At 71.6% G+C, this 18089-nt stretch carries 15 protein-coding genes, 1 tRNA gene, 1 other RNA gene and 1 pseudogene; 13 read left to right on the top strand and 5 right to left on the bottom strand.

What is annotated here, in order from left to right; genetic code table 11:
• Positions 1-52: 52 nt before the first annotated feature.
• From recR to ffs, 5 genes and pseudogenes are all read right to left on the bottom strand, one after another.
• Positions 53-658, bottom strand: a pseudogene (gene recR, locus G6R20_RS01385) (recombination mediator RecR); the annotation flags it as partial.
• Positions 659-770: 112 nt separating this feature from the next.
• A complete protein-coding gene (locus G6R20_RS01380; protein WP_067714618.1) occupies positions 771-1106 on the bottom strand; it encodes a YbaB/EbfC family nucleoid-associated protein in 336 nt (111 codons plus the stop codon).
• Positions 1107-1254: 148 nt separating this feature from the next.
• A complete protein-coding gene (locus G6R20_RS01375) occupies positions 1255-4005 on the bottom strand; it encodes a DNA polymerase III subunit gamma and tau (protein WP_163375375.1) in 2751 nt (916 codons plus the stop codon).
• 526 nt (positions 4006-4531) lie between these two features.
• A complete protein-coding gene (locus tag G6R20_RS01370) occupies positions 4532-5806 on the bottom strand; it encodes an aminotransferase class I/II-fold pyridoxal phosphate-dependent enzyme (protein ID WP_163375374.1) in 1275 nt (424 codons plus the stop codon).
• Positions 5807-5865: 59 nt separating this feature from the next.
• An RNA gene (gene ffs, locus G6R20_RS01365) (signal recognition particle sRNA small type) lies at positions 5866-5960 on the bottom strand.
• Positions 5961-6078: 118 nt separating this feature from the next.
• Here ffs and G6R20_RS01360 point away from each other — a divergent pair.
• The 13 genes from G6R20_RS01360 (at position 6079) to nuoK (ending at position 18087) form a co-directional block, all read left to right on the top strand.
• Positions 6079-6166: transfer RNA gene (locus G6R20_RS01360), tRNA-Ser, on the top strand.
• Between the two features lie 212 nt (positions 6167-6378).
• Entirely contained in the window at positions 6379-6705 is a 327-nt protein-coding gene (locus tag G6R20_RS01355; RefSeq protein ID WP_240341262.1) for a hypothetical protein, read from the top strand.
• A 251-nt stretch (positions 6706-6956) separates the two neighbouring features.
• Positions 6957-7316, top strand: coding sequence for an NADH-quinone oxidoreductase subunit A (locus G6R20_RS01350; RefSeq protein ID WP_067714630.1), 360 nt, complete (start codon positions 6957-6959; stop codon positions 7314-7316).
• 27 nt (positions 7317-7343) lie between these two features.
• Positions 7344-7898, top strand: coding sequence for an NADH-quinone oxidoreductase subunit B (locus G6R20_RS01345; protein ID WP_067714633.1), 555 nt, complete (start codon positions 7344-7346; stop codon positions 7896-7898).
• Positions 7895-8647: an NADH-quinone oxidoreductase subunit C gene (locus tag G6R20_RS01340; RefSeq protein ID WP_163375372.1), complete on the top strand. Its 753-nt coding sequence runs from the start codon at positions 7895-7897 to the stop codon at positions 8645-8647. The genes G6R20_RS01345 and G6R20_RS01340 overlap by 4 nt, the downstream gene beginning before the upstream one ends.
• Complete coding sequence (gene nuoD, locus G6R20_RS01335; protein ID WP_163375371.1) at positions 8644-9996, top strand: NADH dehydrogenase (quinone) subunit D; 1353 nt, start codon at positions 8644-8646, stop codon at positions 9994-9996. Before G6R20_RS01340 ends, nuoD begins: the two co-directional genes overlap by 4 nt.
• Positions 9993-10793, top strand: coding sequence for an NADH-quinone oxidoreductase subunit NuoE (gene nuoE / locus G6R20_RS01330; protein ID WP_163375370.1), 801 nt, complete (start codon positions 9993-9995; stop codon positions 10791-10793). The genes nuoD and nuoE overlap by 4 nt, the downstream gene beginning before the upstream one ends.
• 1 nt (position 10794) lies before the next feature.
• Positions 10795-12222, top strand: coding sequence for an NADH-quinone oxidoreductase subunit NuoF (gene nuoF / locus G6R20_RS01325; protein ID WP_163375369.1), 1428 nt, complete (start codon positions 10795-10797; stop codon positions 12220-12222).
• Positions 12219-14969 (top strand): NADH-quinone oxidoreductase subunit G, encoded by a 2751-nt coding sequence (locus G6R20_RS01320; protein ID WP_163375368.1) that lies wholly within the window; start codon positions 12219-12221, stop codon positions 14967-14969. Before nuoF ends, G6R20_RS01320 begins: the two co-directional genes overlap by 4 nt.
• Positions 14966-16420 carry an NADH-quinone oxidoreductase subunit NuoH gene (gene nuoH, locus G6R20_RS01315; protein WP_163375367.1) on the top strand — a complete coding sequence of 485 codons (1455 nt, stop codon included), beginning with the start codon at positions 14966-14968 and terminating at the stop codon, positions 16418-16420. Before G6R20_RS01320 ends, nuoH begins: the two co-directional genes overlap by 4 nt.
• Positions 16413-17042 carry an NADH-quinone oxidoreductase subunit NuoI gene (nuoI, locus tag G6R20_RS01310; RefSeq protein WP_163375366.1) on the top strand — a complete coding sequence of 210 codons (630 nt, stop codon included), beginning with the start codon at positions 16413-16415 and terminating at the stop codon, positions 17040-17042. The genes nuoH and nuoI overlap by 8 nt, the downstream gene beginning before the upstream one ends.
• On the top strand, positions 17039-17791 hold the full coding sequence (locus G6R20_RS01305; protein WP_163375365.1) for an NADH-quinone oxidoreductase subunit J: 753 nt from the start codon (positions 17039-17041) through the stop codon (positions 17789-17791). The genes nuoI and G6R20_RS01305 overlap by 4 nt, the downstream gene beginning before the upstream one ends.
• On the top strand, positions 17788-18087 hold the full coding sequence (gene nuoK / locus G6R20_RS01300) for an NADH-quinone oxidoreductase subunit NuoK (RefSeq protein ID WP_067714654.1): 300 nt from the start codon (positions 17788-17790) through the stop codon (positions 18085-18087). Before G6R20_RS01305 ends, nuoK begins: the two co-directional genes overlap by 4 nt.
• Positions 18088-18089 lie beyond the last annotated feature (2 nt).

Below are 18089 nucleotides of genomic sequence, written 5' to 3'. Positions count from 1 at the left end.
GCTCGGGGCGCAGCACGCCGCCCGACCGGGGGGCCTGGGCGGGCCCGCCCGAGAGGATGCGGCGCCCCGACAGTGCGCTGCCGAGGGTGAGCTCGTCGGCGAACTCCAGGTCGGCGCCCATCGGCAGGCCGGACGCCAGGCGGCTCACCACGAGATCGGGGAATGGCCGCAGCAGACGGGCCAGGTAAGTGCTGGTGGCCTCGCCCGTGGTGTTGGGATCGGTCGCGATGATGATCTCGGCGATCTCCTCGCCCTCGGCCTCCCCGCCGACCCGCCGCATCAGGCCGGCGATGCGCAGCTCGTTGGGTCCGATGCCGTTGATGGGGTCGAGCGCCCCGCCGAGCACGTGGTAGAGCCCGCGGAACTCCCGGGTGCGCTCGATGGCCTCGATGTCCTTGGGCTCCTCGACCACGCAGATGAGCGTGGGGTCGCGGCGCGGGTCCGAGCAGATACGGCAACGCTCGGCCGCCGCGACGGTCCCGCAGACCTCGCAGTAGGTGACGCCCTCGACCACGGCCTGCAGCGCGGAGCGGAGGCGTTCGACGGAGTCGGGCTCGGCCTGCAGCAGGTGGAAGGCCAGGCGTTGCGCAGACTTCGGACCGATGCCCGGCAGCTTGCCGAACTCGTCGATCAGGTTCTGGACCGGTCCCTCGTACATCGCGCTTTCCTGTGCTCTTGCTGTCCCGACGACGGCTGCGTCGACGGGTGGCGGGTCCGATTCCTGGTCGGAACCCGGTGGCGGGGCCCGGAACGTGCCGGGCCCCGCGGGCTCACATTCCCAGTCCGCCCATCATGTCGCCGAGGCCGCCACCGGAGGCCAGCGGGCCGAGACGGGACTCGGCGAGCTCCTGCACCTTGGTGTGGGCGTCGCCGAACGCGCCCACGAGGAGGTCCTGCAGCGTCTCGATGTCCTCGGGGTCGACGACCTTCGGGTCGATCGTGACGCCGGTGACCTCACCGGTGCCACGCATGGAGACGGTGACGAGTCCGCCGCCTGCCTGACCGTCGACGGTGCTCGCGGCGATCTCCTGCTGCGCCTCGGCGAGCTGGGCCTGCATCTGCTGTGCCTGCTGGAGCAGGGCGTTCATGTCGGGTCCGGGCTGCATGGCGGGGTCCTTTCGGCGGTGTGCGGGGCAGTGCTGAGTTCATGGCTGGTGTTCAGGCCTGACCCTGCCGGGGCGGCCCCGGTCGGTCGGTTCCCAGCGTAACCGTCCGGTAGGACACCGTGCCCCGGCGCGCGGCGGGGCGGGTGGGTCAGCGCTCGAGCGGGCGGGCCCCGAGGTGCTCCTTGAGCAGGGCCAACGCGATGTCCTCGCCGGTCCGGTGATCGAGGTTCTGGGGGCCGCTGCGGGCCTCGTCCACCATCTCCTCCTCGCTGACCGGCTGCGGGGGCGGACTGTTGGGCTCGCCCGGTTCCGGTTCCGGCTCCGGCTCCTCGGGCGGCGGCGGGATGTCGTCGTACCCGCCGCCCGAGCGACCGCCGCCCTGGCCCTGCCCCGCGTCCGCCCCGCGCAGGCGACGCTCCCAGCCCCGCGGCTCGCCCTGTTGGGGCGTGCCGGGGGCGTCAGTAGGGCCCGCGGCGGATCCCCGTCCGGGTGCTGGAGGAGACGCGTCGGCGGGAGCCGCGGCGTCCCCGGCTGCCGCGGACGCGGAGCCCGACGTGCAGCGGATGGTCCAGTCGCCGCCCACGACCTCGGTGATCGAGTCGGTGATGGCGGTGGCGTTGTGCGGCTGCGAGAGTCGCTTGGCCAGCGGCGCGTAGTCGTGCACCAGGTGGATCACCCGGCCGTCCACCCCGGCGACCGTCGCGCCGGCGAGCATGACCTCCACGGTGCGGGTGCGGGTGCGGACGGCGTCGCGGATGGCGGGCCAGGCCCGGCGGATGTCCTCGGCCTCGATCCCGGGGGCGGCAGCCGCGGGCGCGGACGCCGCCACGGGCTGTGTCTCCGGGTCCGGCTCGGGCGCCGACTGCTCCGGATCCGATGTTGGCGGTACCGGTGCGGACGGCTCGGTCGCGGTTGCGGGCTGTTCGCGCCACGGGTCGTCGGTCTGCGCCGGCGCGGGTGCGGGTGGGTCCGACGCGGCGGTAGGAGTCGAGTCGGCGCCGGCCGAGGCTTCCTGCGCAGGCTCCGGAGCGCCCGCTTCGGCGGCTGGCGCTGTGATCGCCGTGCCGGGATGAGCGGCGGGAGCGGACGGCGCGGCGGTCGGCGTGTCGGGACCTGCGGCGGGCTCGGATGCCGGCCCGGGCAGTACGTCACCTACGGGTTGCTGCTCGGAGGTCGGCGGTTGGGCCGACTGCGGGGGCTGTGCCGACTGCCGCGACTGAGTGTGATGCGGGGACTCCGACTCGGGAATCTGGTTTGCCGCGATCTGCTCCGCGACGGACCCGGCGGGCACGGCCGGGGCGGCGGGGTCGTCTGCCACGGCGGGCTGGTTCGGCGCTGTGTTCCCAGTCGGCGCTGAGGGCTCAGTCGGCGCGGCGGGTCGGCTCGGCGCGGGTTCGGCGGCGGCGTGCGGCGGCTCTGGCGCGGACGCCTGAGGCGGAGTCGGAGTCGAAGCCGGCGTCGGAGTCGGAGGCGGAGGCGGAGTTGAAGGCGCAGCTGCAGCCGGAGCCGCAGCCGGGGGCGCACCCTGGCCCGCCGGCGCGGGGGTCTGCGGCGCCGGCTGCTCTGCGGCGGGCGCGGCCTGCTGCTGCGACCGGCGCACGAACTTGGGCCGCCCCTCGGACTGGCCGGCAGCCTGCGGCCCCGGCCCGCCGGCGGTGCCGGGGCGGGGCTCGTCGTCGTCTCCCCGAGGCGACCCTCCCGGTGCGGATCCACCGCCACCGACGGCACCCGCCGCGGCGGCCGGCCGCACGGCGCCCGACTCGAGCGACTCGACACGCTGCAGCAGCGCGATCATGGAGTCGTCCGCCGAGGGCAGGAGCAGCTTGGCGCAGAGGATCTCCAACAACAGCCGCGGCGAGGTGGCGCCGCGCATCGACCCCATCCCCTCGTGCACCATGTCGGCGCAGCGAGCGAGAGTGGCGGGCCCGATGTTCTCGGCCTGACGCCGCATGGTCTCGGCCTGCTCCACCGGCGCGTCGACGAGCCCACGCTCGATCGCCTGCGGCACGGACTGCACCATGATGAGGTCGCGCAGCCGCTGCAGCAGATCGGCGGCGAACCGACGCGGGTCGTGCCCGGCCTCGACAACCTTGTCGACGGTCCGGAACAGCGTGGCCCCGTCGCCGGCGGCCAGCGAATCCACCGTGTCGTCGATGAGCGCGACCTCGGTCGCCCCCAGCAGGCTCACCGCGCGCGGGTAGGTGATGCCCTCGTCACCGGCGCCGGCCATGAGCTGGTCCAGCACACTGAGCGTGTCACGCGGCGATCCCCCACCGGACCGGATGACCAGCGGGAACACGGTCGGCTCGACCTGCACACCCTCCTGCTCGCAGATCCGCTCGAGCAGCCCGCGCATCGACGTGGGCGTGAGCAGCCGGAAGGGGTAGTGGTGCGTGCGCGAGCGGATGGTGGGCAACACCTTCTCCGGCTCGGTGGTGGCGAAGATGAAGATGAGGTGCTCCGGCGGCTCCTCCACGATCTTCAGCAGCGCGTTGAAGCCCGCGTTGGTGACCATGTGGGCCTCGTCGATGATGAGCACCCGGTACCGCGAGGACGCCGGCGCGAAGAACGCCCGCTCGCGCAGATCACGCGTGTCATCGACACCGCCGTGGCTGGCCGCGTCGAGCTCGGTGACGTCGAGGGTCCCGTGGCCGCCGGGCGCCAGCGCCACGCACGAATCGCATTCGCCGCACGGGTCGGCGGTGGGCCCCTGCACGCAGTTGAGCGAGCGGGCGAGGATGCGGGCGGACGAGGTCTTGCCGCAGCCGCGCGGGCCGGAGAAGAGGTAGGCGTGGTTGATACGACCGGAGGACAACGCCACCGAGAGCGGTTCGGTGACGTGCTCCTGGCCCACGACCTCGGCGAAGGAGGCGGGGCGGTACTTCCGATAGAGAGCCACGCCTAGAGGGTACCCAGGGGGTACGACGACGAGGACTTCCGCTTCCGAAGGCGATCACGCGTGATCCGGGATGGGCCGAAATGACCGGAGGGGCCGCGTCATACGCAGCCCCTCCCGACGTCCCTCGCGCGCGGATCGGGCCCCCTCAGACCCCCGCAGCACGGTTCCCGAACCGATATCGGACACCGGCCCCTCACAGCCCCTCAGCTGTCTCCGGTGTCCGCATCCCTCTAGCTCGGACAACTCCGATACAACCAGACGGGACTGGCCCGGACAAGACCACACTTGCATTGACACTTGCTCAACAGGCCCGGCGAATTACATTCATGCAGGTGACAGGGTTACCTAAGCTACGGACTTACACATTCACACTTTGGGAATGTGGCGGAGATCACGGACAGGCAGACGTGCTGGTCACCTGACGATTCCCGGGGATGAAGAGGCGAGATCGGGAGCGCGGTCCGTTAATGGCCGCCGTTAACGCAGATGACGCAGTTGTTACACGCCGCCCGAGCCGAGCGATCGCTCAGTCGGCGAGCGCCCCCCGGCAGGCCGCGAGAAGAGCGCACAGGCCCACGACATCCATGGCGGTCTCGACCTCGGCCAGCGGCGGGAGCGTGGGCGCCAGACGGATGTGACGATCCTCGGGATCCTTGCCGTACGGGTACGCGGACCCGGCCGGCGTGAGGGCCACCCCGGCCTCCTTGGCCAGGCGGACGGTCTCGGTGGCGGTCCCGTCGACCACCTCGAGGTCGATGAAGTACCCACCCTCGGGCCGGGTCCAGCGGGCCACGTCGTACTCGCCGAGCCGGTGGGCCAGGGCCGCGGCGGCGGCCTCGAACTTCGGCGCGATGACCTCGCGGTGGCGGAGCATGTGGGCGCGTACCCCGTCGGCGTCGCCGAAGAATCGGGCGTGCGCGAGCTGGTTGACCTTGTTCGGCCCGATGGAGCGCACGGAGGTGTGGCCGAGGTACCAGTCGAGATTGGCCCGCGAGGCGGAGAAGAACGACACACCCGCGCCGGCGAAGGTGATCTTGGAGGTCGAGCACACCTGCCAGAAGCGGTTGGGGTGACCCGCCTCGGCGGCCAGCGTGTCGACGTCCGGGACCTTGGGGAAATCCTCGGTGAGCGTGTGGACCACGTAGGCGTTGTCCCAGACGATCCGGAAGTCCGGGGCGGCGGTCGCCATGCGCGCGAGGCGGGACACGGTGTGGTCGTCGTACACCGCGCCGGTCGGGTTGGCGAAGATCGGAACGCACCACATGCCCTTGATGGACGGGTCGTTCGACACGAGACGCTCGACCTCGTCCATGTCCGGACCGGTCGGCCCCAGCGGCACCGGGATCATCTCGATGCCCAGCGCCTCGGTGATGTTGAAGTGGCGGTCGTAACCGGGCACCGGGCACAGCCAGCGCAGGACCGGCTCGTCCTTCCACGCACGCTGGGAGTCGGGCGTGCCGAAGAGCATGGAGAACGTCAGCAGGTCGTACATGATCGACAGGCTCGCGTTGTCCTGGGCGATCACGCGGTCGGTCTCCACCCCGAGCAGCTCGGCGATGATCGACCGCAGTTCCGGCAGTCCCGCCCCGCCGCCGTAATTGCGGACGTCGGTCTTACCCGCCGCGTGGTCGCCCTCCCCCGGCAGCGACAGCAGCCGCTCGGACAGGTCCAGCTGTTCGGGCGAGGGCTTTCCGCGAGTCAGGTCCAGGGCCAGGCCCTTGTCGGCCAGCGCGTCGTACTCGGCGGCCAGTTGCGACTCGAGTCGGGCGAGTTCGTCGGCGGGGAGATCGGACAGTGCCACTGTGGCCTCCGGCGGGATCGACAACTTCGGTGTTGGTGCCCTAAGACATGTCCCAAGACATAAGGGGACCCCGCGCACCCGCCAGAGCCCGCTGACCCTTGCTGCCTTCCGGCCCTGGGGGAGTTCACAGGATGGACGCCGCGCGGGGTCCACGGACGAGTCTAACCGCCCCGCCTCCCGCGCCGCACCCCACCCGCCTCCCGGGCCGCGATCCGAGGCCGCTCGGCCCCGCGGTTTGCCTCTGCTTGCGCGTCCTGGGTATTGTCCTCCCCGGAGGATTCGCCTAGTGGCCTATGGCGCTCGCCTGGAACGCGGGTTGGGGTTTATAGCCCCTCAGGGGTTCAAATCCCCTATCCTCCGCCGCAGACGCGGCCCGGAGCTCTCGAGCCCGGGCCGCGTCGCTCATTTCAGCCACGCCCGGGCCGACCGGAGGCCCGCTCTCGCTCCCGCGACCACCCACGCTCGGTAGGCTCGCGATCGTGACCGAGACCACGGGCGGCCGGACCGTTGACGACGACGTCGCCCTGCGGGTGCTCGTCTACAGCCACGACGCCGCCACCCGCAGCCGCGTGATGTCCGCCCTCGGCACCCGCCCGCACCCGGACCTGCCCCGGCTGACGTACCTCGAGGTCGCCACGGCCCCGGTCGCCCTCGAACACCTCGACGCGGGCGGGGTCGACCTCGCGATCCTCGACGGCGAGGCGACGCCCACCGGCGGACTCGGCCTGGCCAAGCAGCTGCGGGACGAGCTCGGCCGCTGCCCGCCGGTGCTCGTCCTCATCGGCCGGGCGGACGACCGCTGGCTCGCCGACTGGTCCCGCGCGGACGCATCGGTCCCCCACCCGATCGACCCGCTGCGCCTGCGCGACGCGGTGAACGGGCTCCTCGCCCCCGCCTGACACCGGCCCCCGCGGCCGCGCGCACTCTTCCCCCCGCCCGCGGAGCACGACCGAGACGCCATCTGTCCGAACCCCCGACGCACGTCAACACAGTGTGAGTAGAGTCACAGTTGCGGGCCGCACAGTGAACGGCCCGCCGGGGAGACGGACGACCGGACCCCATCAGCGCCGGTCGCTCGAACCCCCTGCGGTTGCAGTAGAGGCCCGCCTACAGGCGGCTTCTCATCACAAGCGCGAGGAGTGACGCCGACGTGAACGAATACGTGCCCATCCTGGTACTCGGGGCCCTGGCCGTCGCCTTCGCCGTCTTCTCCTCGGGCGTGTCCTCCTTCGCGGGGCCCAGCCGGTTCAACCGCGCCAAGCTCGAGGCCTACGAGTGCGGCATCCAGCCCACGCCGCAGCCGGCGGGCGGCGGCCGCTTCCCGGTGAAGTACTACCTCACCGCGATGCTGTTCATCATCTTCGGCATCGAGATCCTCTTCCTCTATCCGTGGGCCGTCCACTTCGACCAACTCGGCGTGTTCGGGCTGGCCGCGATGGCCCTGTTCGTGTTCAACGTCTCCGTCGCCTACGCCTACGAGTGGCGCCGCGGCGGACTGAGCTGGGACTGACCCGGCGAGTCGGAGAGGAGCGCCGAGATGGGACTCGAGGAGAAGGTGCCGGCCGGCTTCCTGCTGACCACGGTCGAGCAGCTGGCGGGCTACATGCGCAAGGGCTCGCTGTGGCCGGCGACGTTCGGTCTGGCGTGCTGCGCGATCGAGATGATGTCCACGAGCGGCGGCCGCTACGACCTGGCCCGATTCGGCACGGAGGTCTTCCGCGCGTCCCCCCGGCAGGCCGATCTCATGATCGTCGCGGGCCGGGTCTCGCAGAAGATGGCCCCGGTCCTGCGCCAGGTGTACGACCAGATGGCCGAGCCCAAGTGGGTCCTGTCGATGGGCGTGTGCGCGTCGTCGGGCGGGATGTTCAACAACTACGCGATCGTGCAGGGCGTCGACCACATCGTGCCCGTCGACATCTACCTGCCCGGATGTCCGCCGCGGCCGGAGATGCTCATGCACGCGATCATCACGCTGCACGACAAGATCCAGAACATGCCGCTGGGCGCGAACCGGGCCGAGGCGATCCGTGCCGCGGAGCAGGCCGCGCTCGACCAGCGTCCGCTCATCCCCGTCGAGGGGATGTTCCGATGACCGATCGTCGCCCGGACTCCGGCGCCACGGACCGCGACCGGGCGCCCGACGCACCGAACACACCCGACCGCACGCACAGCCCTGACCCGGACACCGTCGGCGTGCGCCACGGCATGTTCGGCGTCCGTGGCTCAGGGGACACCTCCGGGTTCGGCGGCCTCGTGCGCCCGACCGAGATGCCCGGCAGTACCCCACCGCCCTACGAGGACGACGACGACGAGGTCATCCGCGGGCTCACCGCGGCCCTGCGCCAGCGGGGTGGGCCGAGGTTCTCCGAGGCCGTCGAGAAGGTCGTGGTCCACTGCGGGCAACTCACCCTGCACGTGGAGCGGGAGCACCTACCGGCGGTGGCCCTGACCCTTCGAGACGCCCCCGACCTGCGGTTCGAGATGTCGTTGGGCGCGAGCGGGGTGCACTATCCCGACGCCGCGGGCCGGGAGCTGCACGTGGTGTATCCGCTGCAGTCCATCACCCACAACCGTCGCGTGATGCTCGAGACGTCGGCCCCGGACGCGGACCCGCACATCCCCACGCTGACCCGCGTGTATCCCACGACGGACTGGCACGAGCGGGAGACGTACGACTTCTTCGGCGTCATCTTCGACGGCCATCCGTCGCTGACGCGGATCGAGATGCCCGACGACTGGGAGGGCCATCCGCAGCGCAAGGACTACCCGCTGGGCGGGATCCCGGTGCAGTTCAAGGGTGCGACCATCCCGCCGCCCGATCAGCGGAGGGCGTACTCATGACCGCCGATCGCACCCGCGCGAGGCGCTCGGGCCGCTCGGCCCGTGCCGACCGCGCCGCGGACTCCGACACGATCCTCACCGCCTCCGGACAGGACTGGGACGCGATCAGCGAGGCCGCGCGCAACGCCGACGACGATCGCATCGTGGTCAACATGGGCCCGCAACACCCGTCCACGCACGGGGTGCTGCGGCTGATCCTGGAGATCGAGGGCGAGACCGTCACGAAGGCCCAGTGCGGGATCGGTTACCTCCACACCGGCATCGAGAAGAACCTGGAGTACCGCTACTGGACCCAGGGCGTCACCTTCGTCACCCGCATGGACTACCTGGCGCCGTTCTCCAACGAGGTCGCCTTCTGCCTGGGCGTGGAGAAGCTACTCGGGATCTCCGACCGGATCCCGCCGAGGGCGTCGGTCATCCGGGTGATGCTCATGGAGCTCAACCGCATCTCCTCGCACATGGTGGCCTTGGCGACCGGTGCTCTGGAATTGGGGGCGAGCACACCGATGCTGTTCGGATTCCGCGAGCGGGAGCTGGTCCTGGATGTCTTCGAGGTCATCACCGGTCTGCGGATGAACCACGCCTATGTCCGGCCCGGCGGCGTGGTCCAGGACCTGCCCGACGACGCGGTGCCCAAGGTGCGCGAACTGCTCGAGGTGATGCCCGGGCGGATCCGCGAGATGGAACTCCTGCTGCGCGAGAACCCCATCTGGAAGATGCGGCTGCAGGACGTCGGCTACCTCGACCTCACCGGGTGCATGGCCCTCGGCGTGACCGGCCCGGTCCTGCGGGCCACCGGTCTGCCCCACGACGTGCGCCGGTCCGACCCGTACTGCGGATACGAGGACTACGAGTTCGACGTCATCACCGGGTCGGCGAGTGACTGCTACGACCGGTTCGTCATCCGGGTAGACGAGATGAAGGAGTCGCTGAAGATCGTCGAGCAGTGCCTGGACCGGCTCGAACCGGGACCCGTGATGGTCGACGACCCCAAGATCGCCTGGCCCGCCCAGCTCAAGGTGGGACCAGACGGGCTCGGCAACTCCGCCGAGCACATCCGCGAGATCATGGACAGCTCCATGGAGGCGCTGATCCACCACTTCAAGCTGGTCACCGAGGGCTTTCCGGTCCCTCCGGGCCAGGTGTACGTGCCGGTGGAGTCCCCCCGCGGCGAGCTGGGGGTGCACATGGTCTCCGACGGCGGGACCCGCCCGTACCGGGTGCACTACCGCGACCCGTCGTTCACCAATCTGCAGGCCGTGGCAGCGATGTGCGAGGGCGGGATGCTCTCCGACGTCATCGCCGCGGTCGCCAGCATCGACCCCGTGATGGGAGGGGTGGACCGATGAGCAGCACGGAGTCGACGAGTAGAGAACCGGTGTTCCTGCAGTTCGGGCAGCAGCCCGACGAGCCGGGGGCGATCGTCCGGCCCGACGCCCGCCGGCGCTACCCCGACGACGTCCTGACGCGACTGCGGGCCGACGCCGAGGTGATCATCGCCCGCTATCCGCAGGCCCGGTCGGCGTTGCTGCCACTCCTCCACCTCGTCCAGGCCGAGGACGGGCATCTCACGCCCGCCGGCATCGAGTTCTGTGCCCTCGCCGTCGGACTCACCTCCGCCGAGGTCATGGCCGTCGCCACGTTCTACTCGATGTACCGGCGCACGCCCACGGGCGACTTCCTGGTCGGGGTGTGCACCAACACCCTGTGCGCGGTGATGGGCGGCGACGAGATCTACGCCGACCTGCGTGACCACCTGGGGCTCGACGGGCCCGGCACCACCGACGACGGCCGGGTGACGCTCGAGCGCATCGAGTGCAACGCGGCCTGCGACTACGCCCCGGTGATGATGGTCAACTGGGAGTTCTTCGACGACCAGACCCCCGCCTCCGCCCGGCAGGTCGTCGACGACCTGAGGGCCGGCCGGACGGCGACCCCGACCCGCGGCGCGCCGTTGTGCACGTTTCGCGAGACCTCCCGCCTCCTCGCCGGCTTCCCCGACACCCGCCCCGGCGCGAACGACGGAGCCCCCGGCGACGCGACTCTGGTGGGCCTGCGGATCGCCCGCGAGCACGACATGCGCGCCCCCGCGGGGCCGGACGAGTCCACTGAGCTGCCCTCCACCGAGCCGGACGAGGAGGCCTGACATGCCGCTCGCGCCGTACCTCAGCCGCTACTGGGACGCCCCCAACAGCTGGACGCTCGAGACCTACCTGGAGAACGACGGCTACACGGGTCTGCGCAACGCCCTGGCCACCGGACCGGACGAGGTCATCTCCACCGTCCTCGACGCCGGCCTGCGGGGCCGCGGCGGCGCCGGGTTCCCCACCGGCCGCAAGTGGGGCTTCATCCCGCAGGAGACCGGCGAGTCGGCCGGCGGCTCCGACTCCGGCTCGGGCGCGCAGGCCTCCGCGGCCGCCAAACCCCACTACCTGGTGGTCAACGCCGACGAGTCCGAGCCCGGCACCTGCAAGGACATGCCGCTCATGCTGGCCACCCCGCACGTGCTCATCGAGGGCATCATCATCGCCGCGTACGCCATCCGCGCCTCGCACGCGTTCATCTACCTGCGTGGTGAGGTGGTGCCCGTCCTGCGCCGCCTGCAGGTAGCGGTCGCCGAGGCATACGAGGCCGGGTACCTCGGCCGCGACATCCTCGGAAGCGGCGTCGACCTGGAGCTGATCGTCCACGCCGGCGCCGGCGCCTACATCTGCGGAGAGGAGACCGCCCTGCTCGACTCGCTCGAGGGACGCCGCGGCCAACCCAGACTGCGGCCGCCGTTCCCCGCCGTCGCGGGCCTCTACGCCTGTCCGACGGTGGTGAACAACGTCGAGTCCATCGCCAGCGTCCCGTCGATCCTCCAGCACGGGCCCGAGTGGTTCCGCTCGATGGGCTCGGAGAAGTCCCCCGGCTTCACCCTGTACTCGCTGTCCGGGCACGTCACCCGGCCCGGCCAGTACGAGGCCCCGCTGGGCATCACGCTGCGCGAGCTACTCGACCTGGCCGGCGGGATCCGCCAGGGCCACACCCTGAAGTTCTGGACCCCGGGCGGCTCCTCGACCCCGCTGCTCACCGACGCCCAGCTCGACATGCCGCTCGACTACGAGGGCTGCGCCGCCGAGGGCACCATGCTCGGCACCAAGGCACTGCAGATCTTCGACGACACCACCTGCGTCGTGCGAGCGGTGCTGCGGTGGACGGAGTTCTACGCCCACGAGTCGTGCGGCAAGTGCACCCCCTGCCGCGAGGGCACGTTCTGGCTGGAGCAGATCATGCACCGACTCGAGGACGGCACCGCCACCGCCGACGATCTGGACCGACTGCTCGACATCTCCGACAACGTCGCCGGCAAGTCGTTCTGCGCCCTCGGCGACGCCGCCGCGACCCCGATCATCTCGTCGATCGCGCTCTTCCGCGACGAGTACCTCGCGCACATCCCGGGTGGCTGCCCGTTCGACCACAGCCGCTCCACCCTCTTCGACCGGACCGACCGTGCGGGTGCGGGCTCCCGGCGACCGCCCGTACGGCCGGCCACTCGACCGGATCCCACACGACCCGAGGAGGTGGCCCGATGACCTCCGCCCAGTCAGGTGTCCCCCGCGACGCCCGCGGTCCCGACCAGGAGCCGGACCATGGCCGCGCCAAGTCAGAGCGCACGGACGATCTCGTCACGCTCACCGTCGACGGCCGCGCGGTCTCTGTGCCGCCGGGCACGCTCATCATCCGCGCCGCCGAGCGGTTGGGCGTGCAGATCCCCCGCTTCTGCGATCACCCGCTGCTCGAGCCGGCCGGGGCGTGCCGCCAGTGCATCGTCGAGGTCGAGGGCGCGCCCAAGCCCGTCACCTCGTGCACCACCCCGGTCACCCAGGACATGCAGGTGCGCACGCAATTCACCTCCGAGATGGCCGACAAGGCCCAGCGCGGGGTGATGGAACTGTTGCTCATCAACCACCCGCTCGACTGCCCGGTCTGCGACAAGGGCGGCGAGTGCCCGCTGCAGAACCAGGCCCTGTCCAGCGGCCACGGGCGGTCGAGGTTCACCGAGGTCAAGCGCACGTTCCCCAAGCCGATCGCCATCTCGTCGCAGGTGCTGCTCGACCGCGAACGCTGCGTCATGTGCGCCCGGTGCACCCGCTTCTCCGAGCAGATCGCCGGGGACCCGTTCATCGACCTCTTCGAGCGCGGCGCCCGGCAGCAGGTCGGGGTGTACGGCGACGAGCCGTTCGAGTCCTACTTCTCGGGGAACACTGTCCAGATCTGCCCGGTGGGCGCCCTGACCGGCGCGCAGTACCGCTTCCGCGCCCGCCCCTTCGACCTGGTCTCCAGCCCGGCGGTCTGCGAGCACTGCGCCAGCGGTTGCGGGCAGCGCACCGACCACCGTCGCGGGAAGGTCCTGCGCCGCCTCGCCGGCGACGACCCCGAGGTCAACGAGGAGTGGAACTGCGACAAGGGCCGGTGGGCGTTCACCTACGCCACCCAGCGCGACCGCATCACCACCCCGATGGTCCGCGGCGAGGGCGGCGGGCTGGTTCCGGTCCCGTGGTCCACCGCCCTGGCGACCGCTGCCCAGGGGTTGGCCGCCGCCCGCGGACGGGCCGGGGTCCTCACCGGGGGGCGGCTCACCGCCGAGGACGCCTACGCCTACGCCAAGTTCGCCCGCACGGTGCTCGGCACCAACGACGTGGACTTCCGCGCCCGCCGCCATTCGGCCGAGGAAGCGGACTTCCTGGCCGACCGGGTTGCCAGGCGCGGCCCGGGCGGCGGGTCGGAGCAGGGATCCGGCGACGGTCCGGGTCAGGACAGCGGGCCGGGCCAGGGCGGCGGGGCCGTGACCTACGCCGACTTCGAGACCGCACCCGCCGTGCTTCTCGTGGGCTTCGACCCGGAGGAGGAGTCGCCGATCGTGTTCCTCCGCCTGCGGCGGGCCGCGCGCGACCACGGGCTGAAGGTCTTCTCGATCGCGCCCTTCGCCACCCCGGCCATCCGCAAGACCCGCGGCGCTCTGCTGCCGACCGTCCCCGGGGCGGAGCCCGAGGTTCTGAACGCCCTCGCCGTCGTCCCCTCCGACCCCGGCGGCACGGACTCCGGCGGCGCGGCTCCCGCCGGCGAACCGACCTCCGACGCCGCCGGGTACGACCCCGCGACCGACCCCACCCGCGGCGCTCTGCCCACTCTGCTGCGCGAGCCCGGCGCGGTCATCCTCGTCGGCGAGCGGCTCGGCGCGGTGCCCGGCGGGCTCACGGCCGCGGCCGCCCTCGCCGACACCACCGGCGCACGGCTGGCGTGGATTCCCCGGCGAGCGGGTGAGCGCGGGGCGCTCGAGACCGGGTGCCTGCCGGGACTGCTGCCCGGTGGCGCTCCCGTCACAGACGACGACGCCCGGCGGACCCTCGCCGAGCTGTGGCGCTGCGACGATCTGCCCGCGACGCCCGGCCGGAGCACCGCCGAGCAGCTGGCCGCGGCCGGCTCCGGCGAGCTCGGGGCCCTGGTCGTCGGCGGGGTCGAGGCTGCCGACCTGCCCGACCCGCGCGCCGCGCTGGACGCGGTCGACGCCGCCGGCTTCGTCGTGAGCCTCGAGCTGCGCCGCAGTGAGATCACCGATCGCGCCGACGTCGTTCTGCCGGTCGCGGCAGTCGCCGAGAAGGCGGGCACGTTCGTGAACTGGGAGGGCCGGACCCGCCCCTTCGCCGCCGCCCTGACCGGTACCGATGCTCTGCCCGACCACCGGATCCTCAATGCCCTGGCCGAGGAGACCGGTGCCTGGTTCGGCCTGGCGGACGTGGAATCGGTGCGCCGCGAGATGCAGGCCGTCAGCCACGCGCTCCGCCCCGCATCCGCCTATTCGGATCCGCAGCCGCGCCCCGGCAGGGCGTCTCGCACCGACCGGAGCGCTGGCGAGACGCCATCCCCAGGAGCGGCTGCGGGGTCGGCGGCGTCGGCGGGAGCGGCTGCGGGGTCGGCGGCATCGGCGGGAGCGGCTGCGGGTCCGGAGCCCGGCGCCGGGCAGGCCGTCCTGGCCACGTGGCGGATGCTGCTCGACGACGGTCGCATGCAGGACGGGGAACCCCACCTCGCCGGCACGGCCCGCCGCCCCGTCGCCCGCCTGTCGCCGGACACCGCCGCCGAACTCGGAGCCGTCGACGGCGAGCCGGTGACGGTCTCCACCGACCGCGGGGCGATCACCCTGCTGCTGGCCGTCACCGAGATGCCCGATCGCGTGGTCTGGGTGCCGCAGAACTCGCCCGGGTCCGCCGTGAACGCGACTCTCGCCGCCGGCGCGGGCGACGTGGTGTCCATCGCGGCCGGGGAGGTGGCGTCATGACCGGGGTCGCGGTGAGCGGAGTCGCGGTGAACGGGCCCGCCGTGCTCGCCGCCGGGGCCTCGTCGACCACCGGCGCCGACCTCACGGCCTTCGGTACGGACCCGTGGTGGCTGGTGTTGGCCAAGGTCCTCGCGGTCTTCGTGTTCCTCGTGGTGACCGTGCTCGCGGCCATCTACCTGGAGCGCAAGATCCTGGCGTGGATGCAGATGCGCATCGGCCCCAACCGCGTCGGCCCCGGCGGGATCCTGCAGAGCCTGGCCGACGGCGTGAAGATCGCCCTCAAAGAGGGATTCATCCCGGCCGGGGTCGACAAGCCGATCTTCCTGCTCGCACCGGTCATCGCGGTGATCCCGGCGTTCATGGCGTTCGCGGTGATCCCCTTCGGGCCCGTGGTCTCCGTCTTCGGCCACTCCACGCCGCTGCAGCTCACGGACCTGCACGTGGGAGTGCTCTACATCCTCGCCGTCACCTCGATCGGCGTGTACGGGATCGTGCTGGCGGGCTGGTCCTCCGGCTCGACCTACCCACTGCTCGGCGGCCTGCGCTCCACCGCCCAGGTGATCAGCTACGAGATCGCGATGGCGCTGTCGTTCGTCGGGGTGTTCCTCTTCGCCGGCACCATGTCGACGTCGGGGATCGTCGCCGCCCAGTCGCAGGTGTGGTTCGTGTTCCTGCTGCTGCCCTCGTTCGTCATCTACGTCATCTCGATGGTCGGCGAGACCAACCGCGCCCCCTTCGATCTGCCCGAGGCCGAGGGCGAACTCGTGGGCGGGTTCCACACCGAGTACTCATCGCTGCGCTTCGCGATGTTCATGCTGGCCGAGTACGTCAACATGACCACAGTCTCCGCGCTCGCGGCCACGCTGTTCCTCGGCGGCTGGCAGGCCCCCCTGCCGTTCTCGCTGATCGACGGCGCCGACTCCGGCTGGTGGGCGCTGCTGTGGTTCGTGGCCAAGGTGTGGGCGTTCATGTTCCTGTTCATGTGGCTGCGGGCCACCCTCCCGCGACTGCGCTACGACCAGTTCATGGCCTTCGGCTGGAAGGTGCTCATCCCCGTCTCGCTGGCCTGGGTCATGGCGGTGGCGACCATCCGGGTGGTCGTGGGCCCCGGGTCCGCTCTCCTCACGCCCGCCATGGTGATCGCGGGCCTGGTGGCGGTGGCGGTCATCGTCGTCGTCCATCGGTCCCGCTCCCGGCGCGGCGGCCGGGCCACGCCCACCCGCGGCGACTCCCCACCCGCGTCCGTCACGCGGGGCGCGCCCGTCGGCCCCACGTCCGTCGACCATGCGCCCTCCGACTCCGCTTCCTTCACCCCCGCGCCCTTCGACGCAGCGCCCTTCGACCCCACGGCCGGAGGGTTCCCCGTCCCGCCGCTCCCCCACCAGCGCGTCGCGCTCGACCGCGCTATATCTGCAGACTCGCCCCGCAGTCAGGAGTCCCGCCATGCCTAGGCAGTCACGGTCCCGGGTTCCCAGGTTCCTCGAACCGCTCGCCGGGTTCGGGGTGACGTTCTCCACGATGTTCCGCAAGGCCCACACCGAGCAGTACCCGGAGGAGAAGGTCCCCACCGCGCCCCGCTACCACGGGCGGCACCAACTCAACCGCTACGCCGACGGGCTGGAGAAGTGCATCGGCTGCGAGCTGTGCGCCTGGGCGTGCCCGGCGGACGCGATCTACGTCGAGGGCGCCGACAACACCGCCGAGGAGCGCTTCTCCCCCGGTGAACGCTACGGGCGGATCTACCAGATCAACTACCTGCGCTGCATCGGCTGCGGCCTGTGCGTGGAGGCGTGCCCCACCCGGGCGCTGACCATGACGAACGACTACGAGATGGTCGACGACAACCGCGCCGACCTCATCTACGAGAAGCACGACCTGCTCGGACCGATGCTCGCCGGGATGGTCCCCGCCCCGCACGACATGTACCCGGGCGCCGACCACTTCGACTACTACCGCGGAGAGATCACCGGCTCCGCGCCCGAACAGGGTGAGCCCTACGCGCCCGGGGCGGCCGAAGCGCGCGGTGCGACCGCAGCCGGCTCGCGCTCGCGCCGCGGGAAGGGGGCCTCGTGACCACCGGGGAGTCCGTCCTGTTCTGGGTGCTGGCCATCATCGCCGTGGCGGGCGCGCTCGGCGTGGTCTCGGCGACCAAGGCGGTCTACTCGGCGCTGTGCCTGGCGGCGACCATGGTCTCGCTCGCCGTGCTGTACATCGCGCAGGGGGCGGTGTTCCTGGGCGTGGGCCAGATCGTCGTCTACACCGGCGCCGTGATGATGCTGTTCCTGTTCGTGGTGATGCTCATCGGGGTGGAGTCGTCGGACTCTCTGGTCGAGCGGATCCGGGGGCACCGGGTGGCGGCGATCGTCGCGGGCCTGGGGTTCGGCATCCTGCTGGCCACCGGGCTGGCCCGGGCCGAGCTGCCGCCGTTCGCCGGGTTCGCCCCCGGGTACTCCGACGTCCCCGCGCTGGCCGAGCTGCTGTTCTCCCGGCACGTGTGGGCGTTCGAACTCACCGGGGTACTGCTCATCATCGCCACTCTCGGCGCGATGGTCCTGGCGCACCGCGAGCGCTTCACCGGACGCCTCACCCAGCGGGAGATGTCGCAGCAGCGTTTCCTCGACTGGCAGGCCGACGACACCGCCCGCGTGACCCCGCTGCCCAGCTCCGGCGTGTACGCGCGCCGCAACTCCGCCGACATGCCCGCCCGACTGCCCGACGGGTCCGACGCCCCCGACTCGGTGAGCGAGGTGCTGCGGCGCCACGCGGCCGATCGCGCGGACGGCCCCGACGAACTCGGCACCGGCGGAGGTGAGCGGCCGTGAACCCCGAGTACTACCTGTACCTCTCGGCCGTGCTGTTCACCATCGGCGCGGCCGGGTTCCTGCTGCGTCGCAACGCCATCGTCCTGTTCATGTGCATCGAACTCATGCTCAACGCCACCAACCTCGCCCTGGTGGCGTTCGCGCGGATGCACGGCGACGTCACCGGCCAGCTCTTCGCGTTCTTCATCATGGTCGTGGCCGCCGCCGAGGTCGTGATCGGCCTCGCGATCATCATGGCCATCTACCGCTCCCGCCGATCGGCGTCCGTCGACGACGCCAACCTGCTCAGGTACTAGGG

Source organism: Dietzia sp. Alg238-R159 (assembly GCF_900537145.1).
In the GTDB taxonomy this organism is placed as follows: domain Bacteria; phylum Actinomycetota; class Actinomycetes; order Mycobacteriales; family Mycobacteriaceae; genus Dietzia; species Dietzia kunjamensis.
Note: the sequence above shows the minus strand (reverse complement) of the source record. Positions and strands in the feature narration are given on the sequence as shown.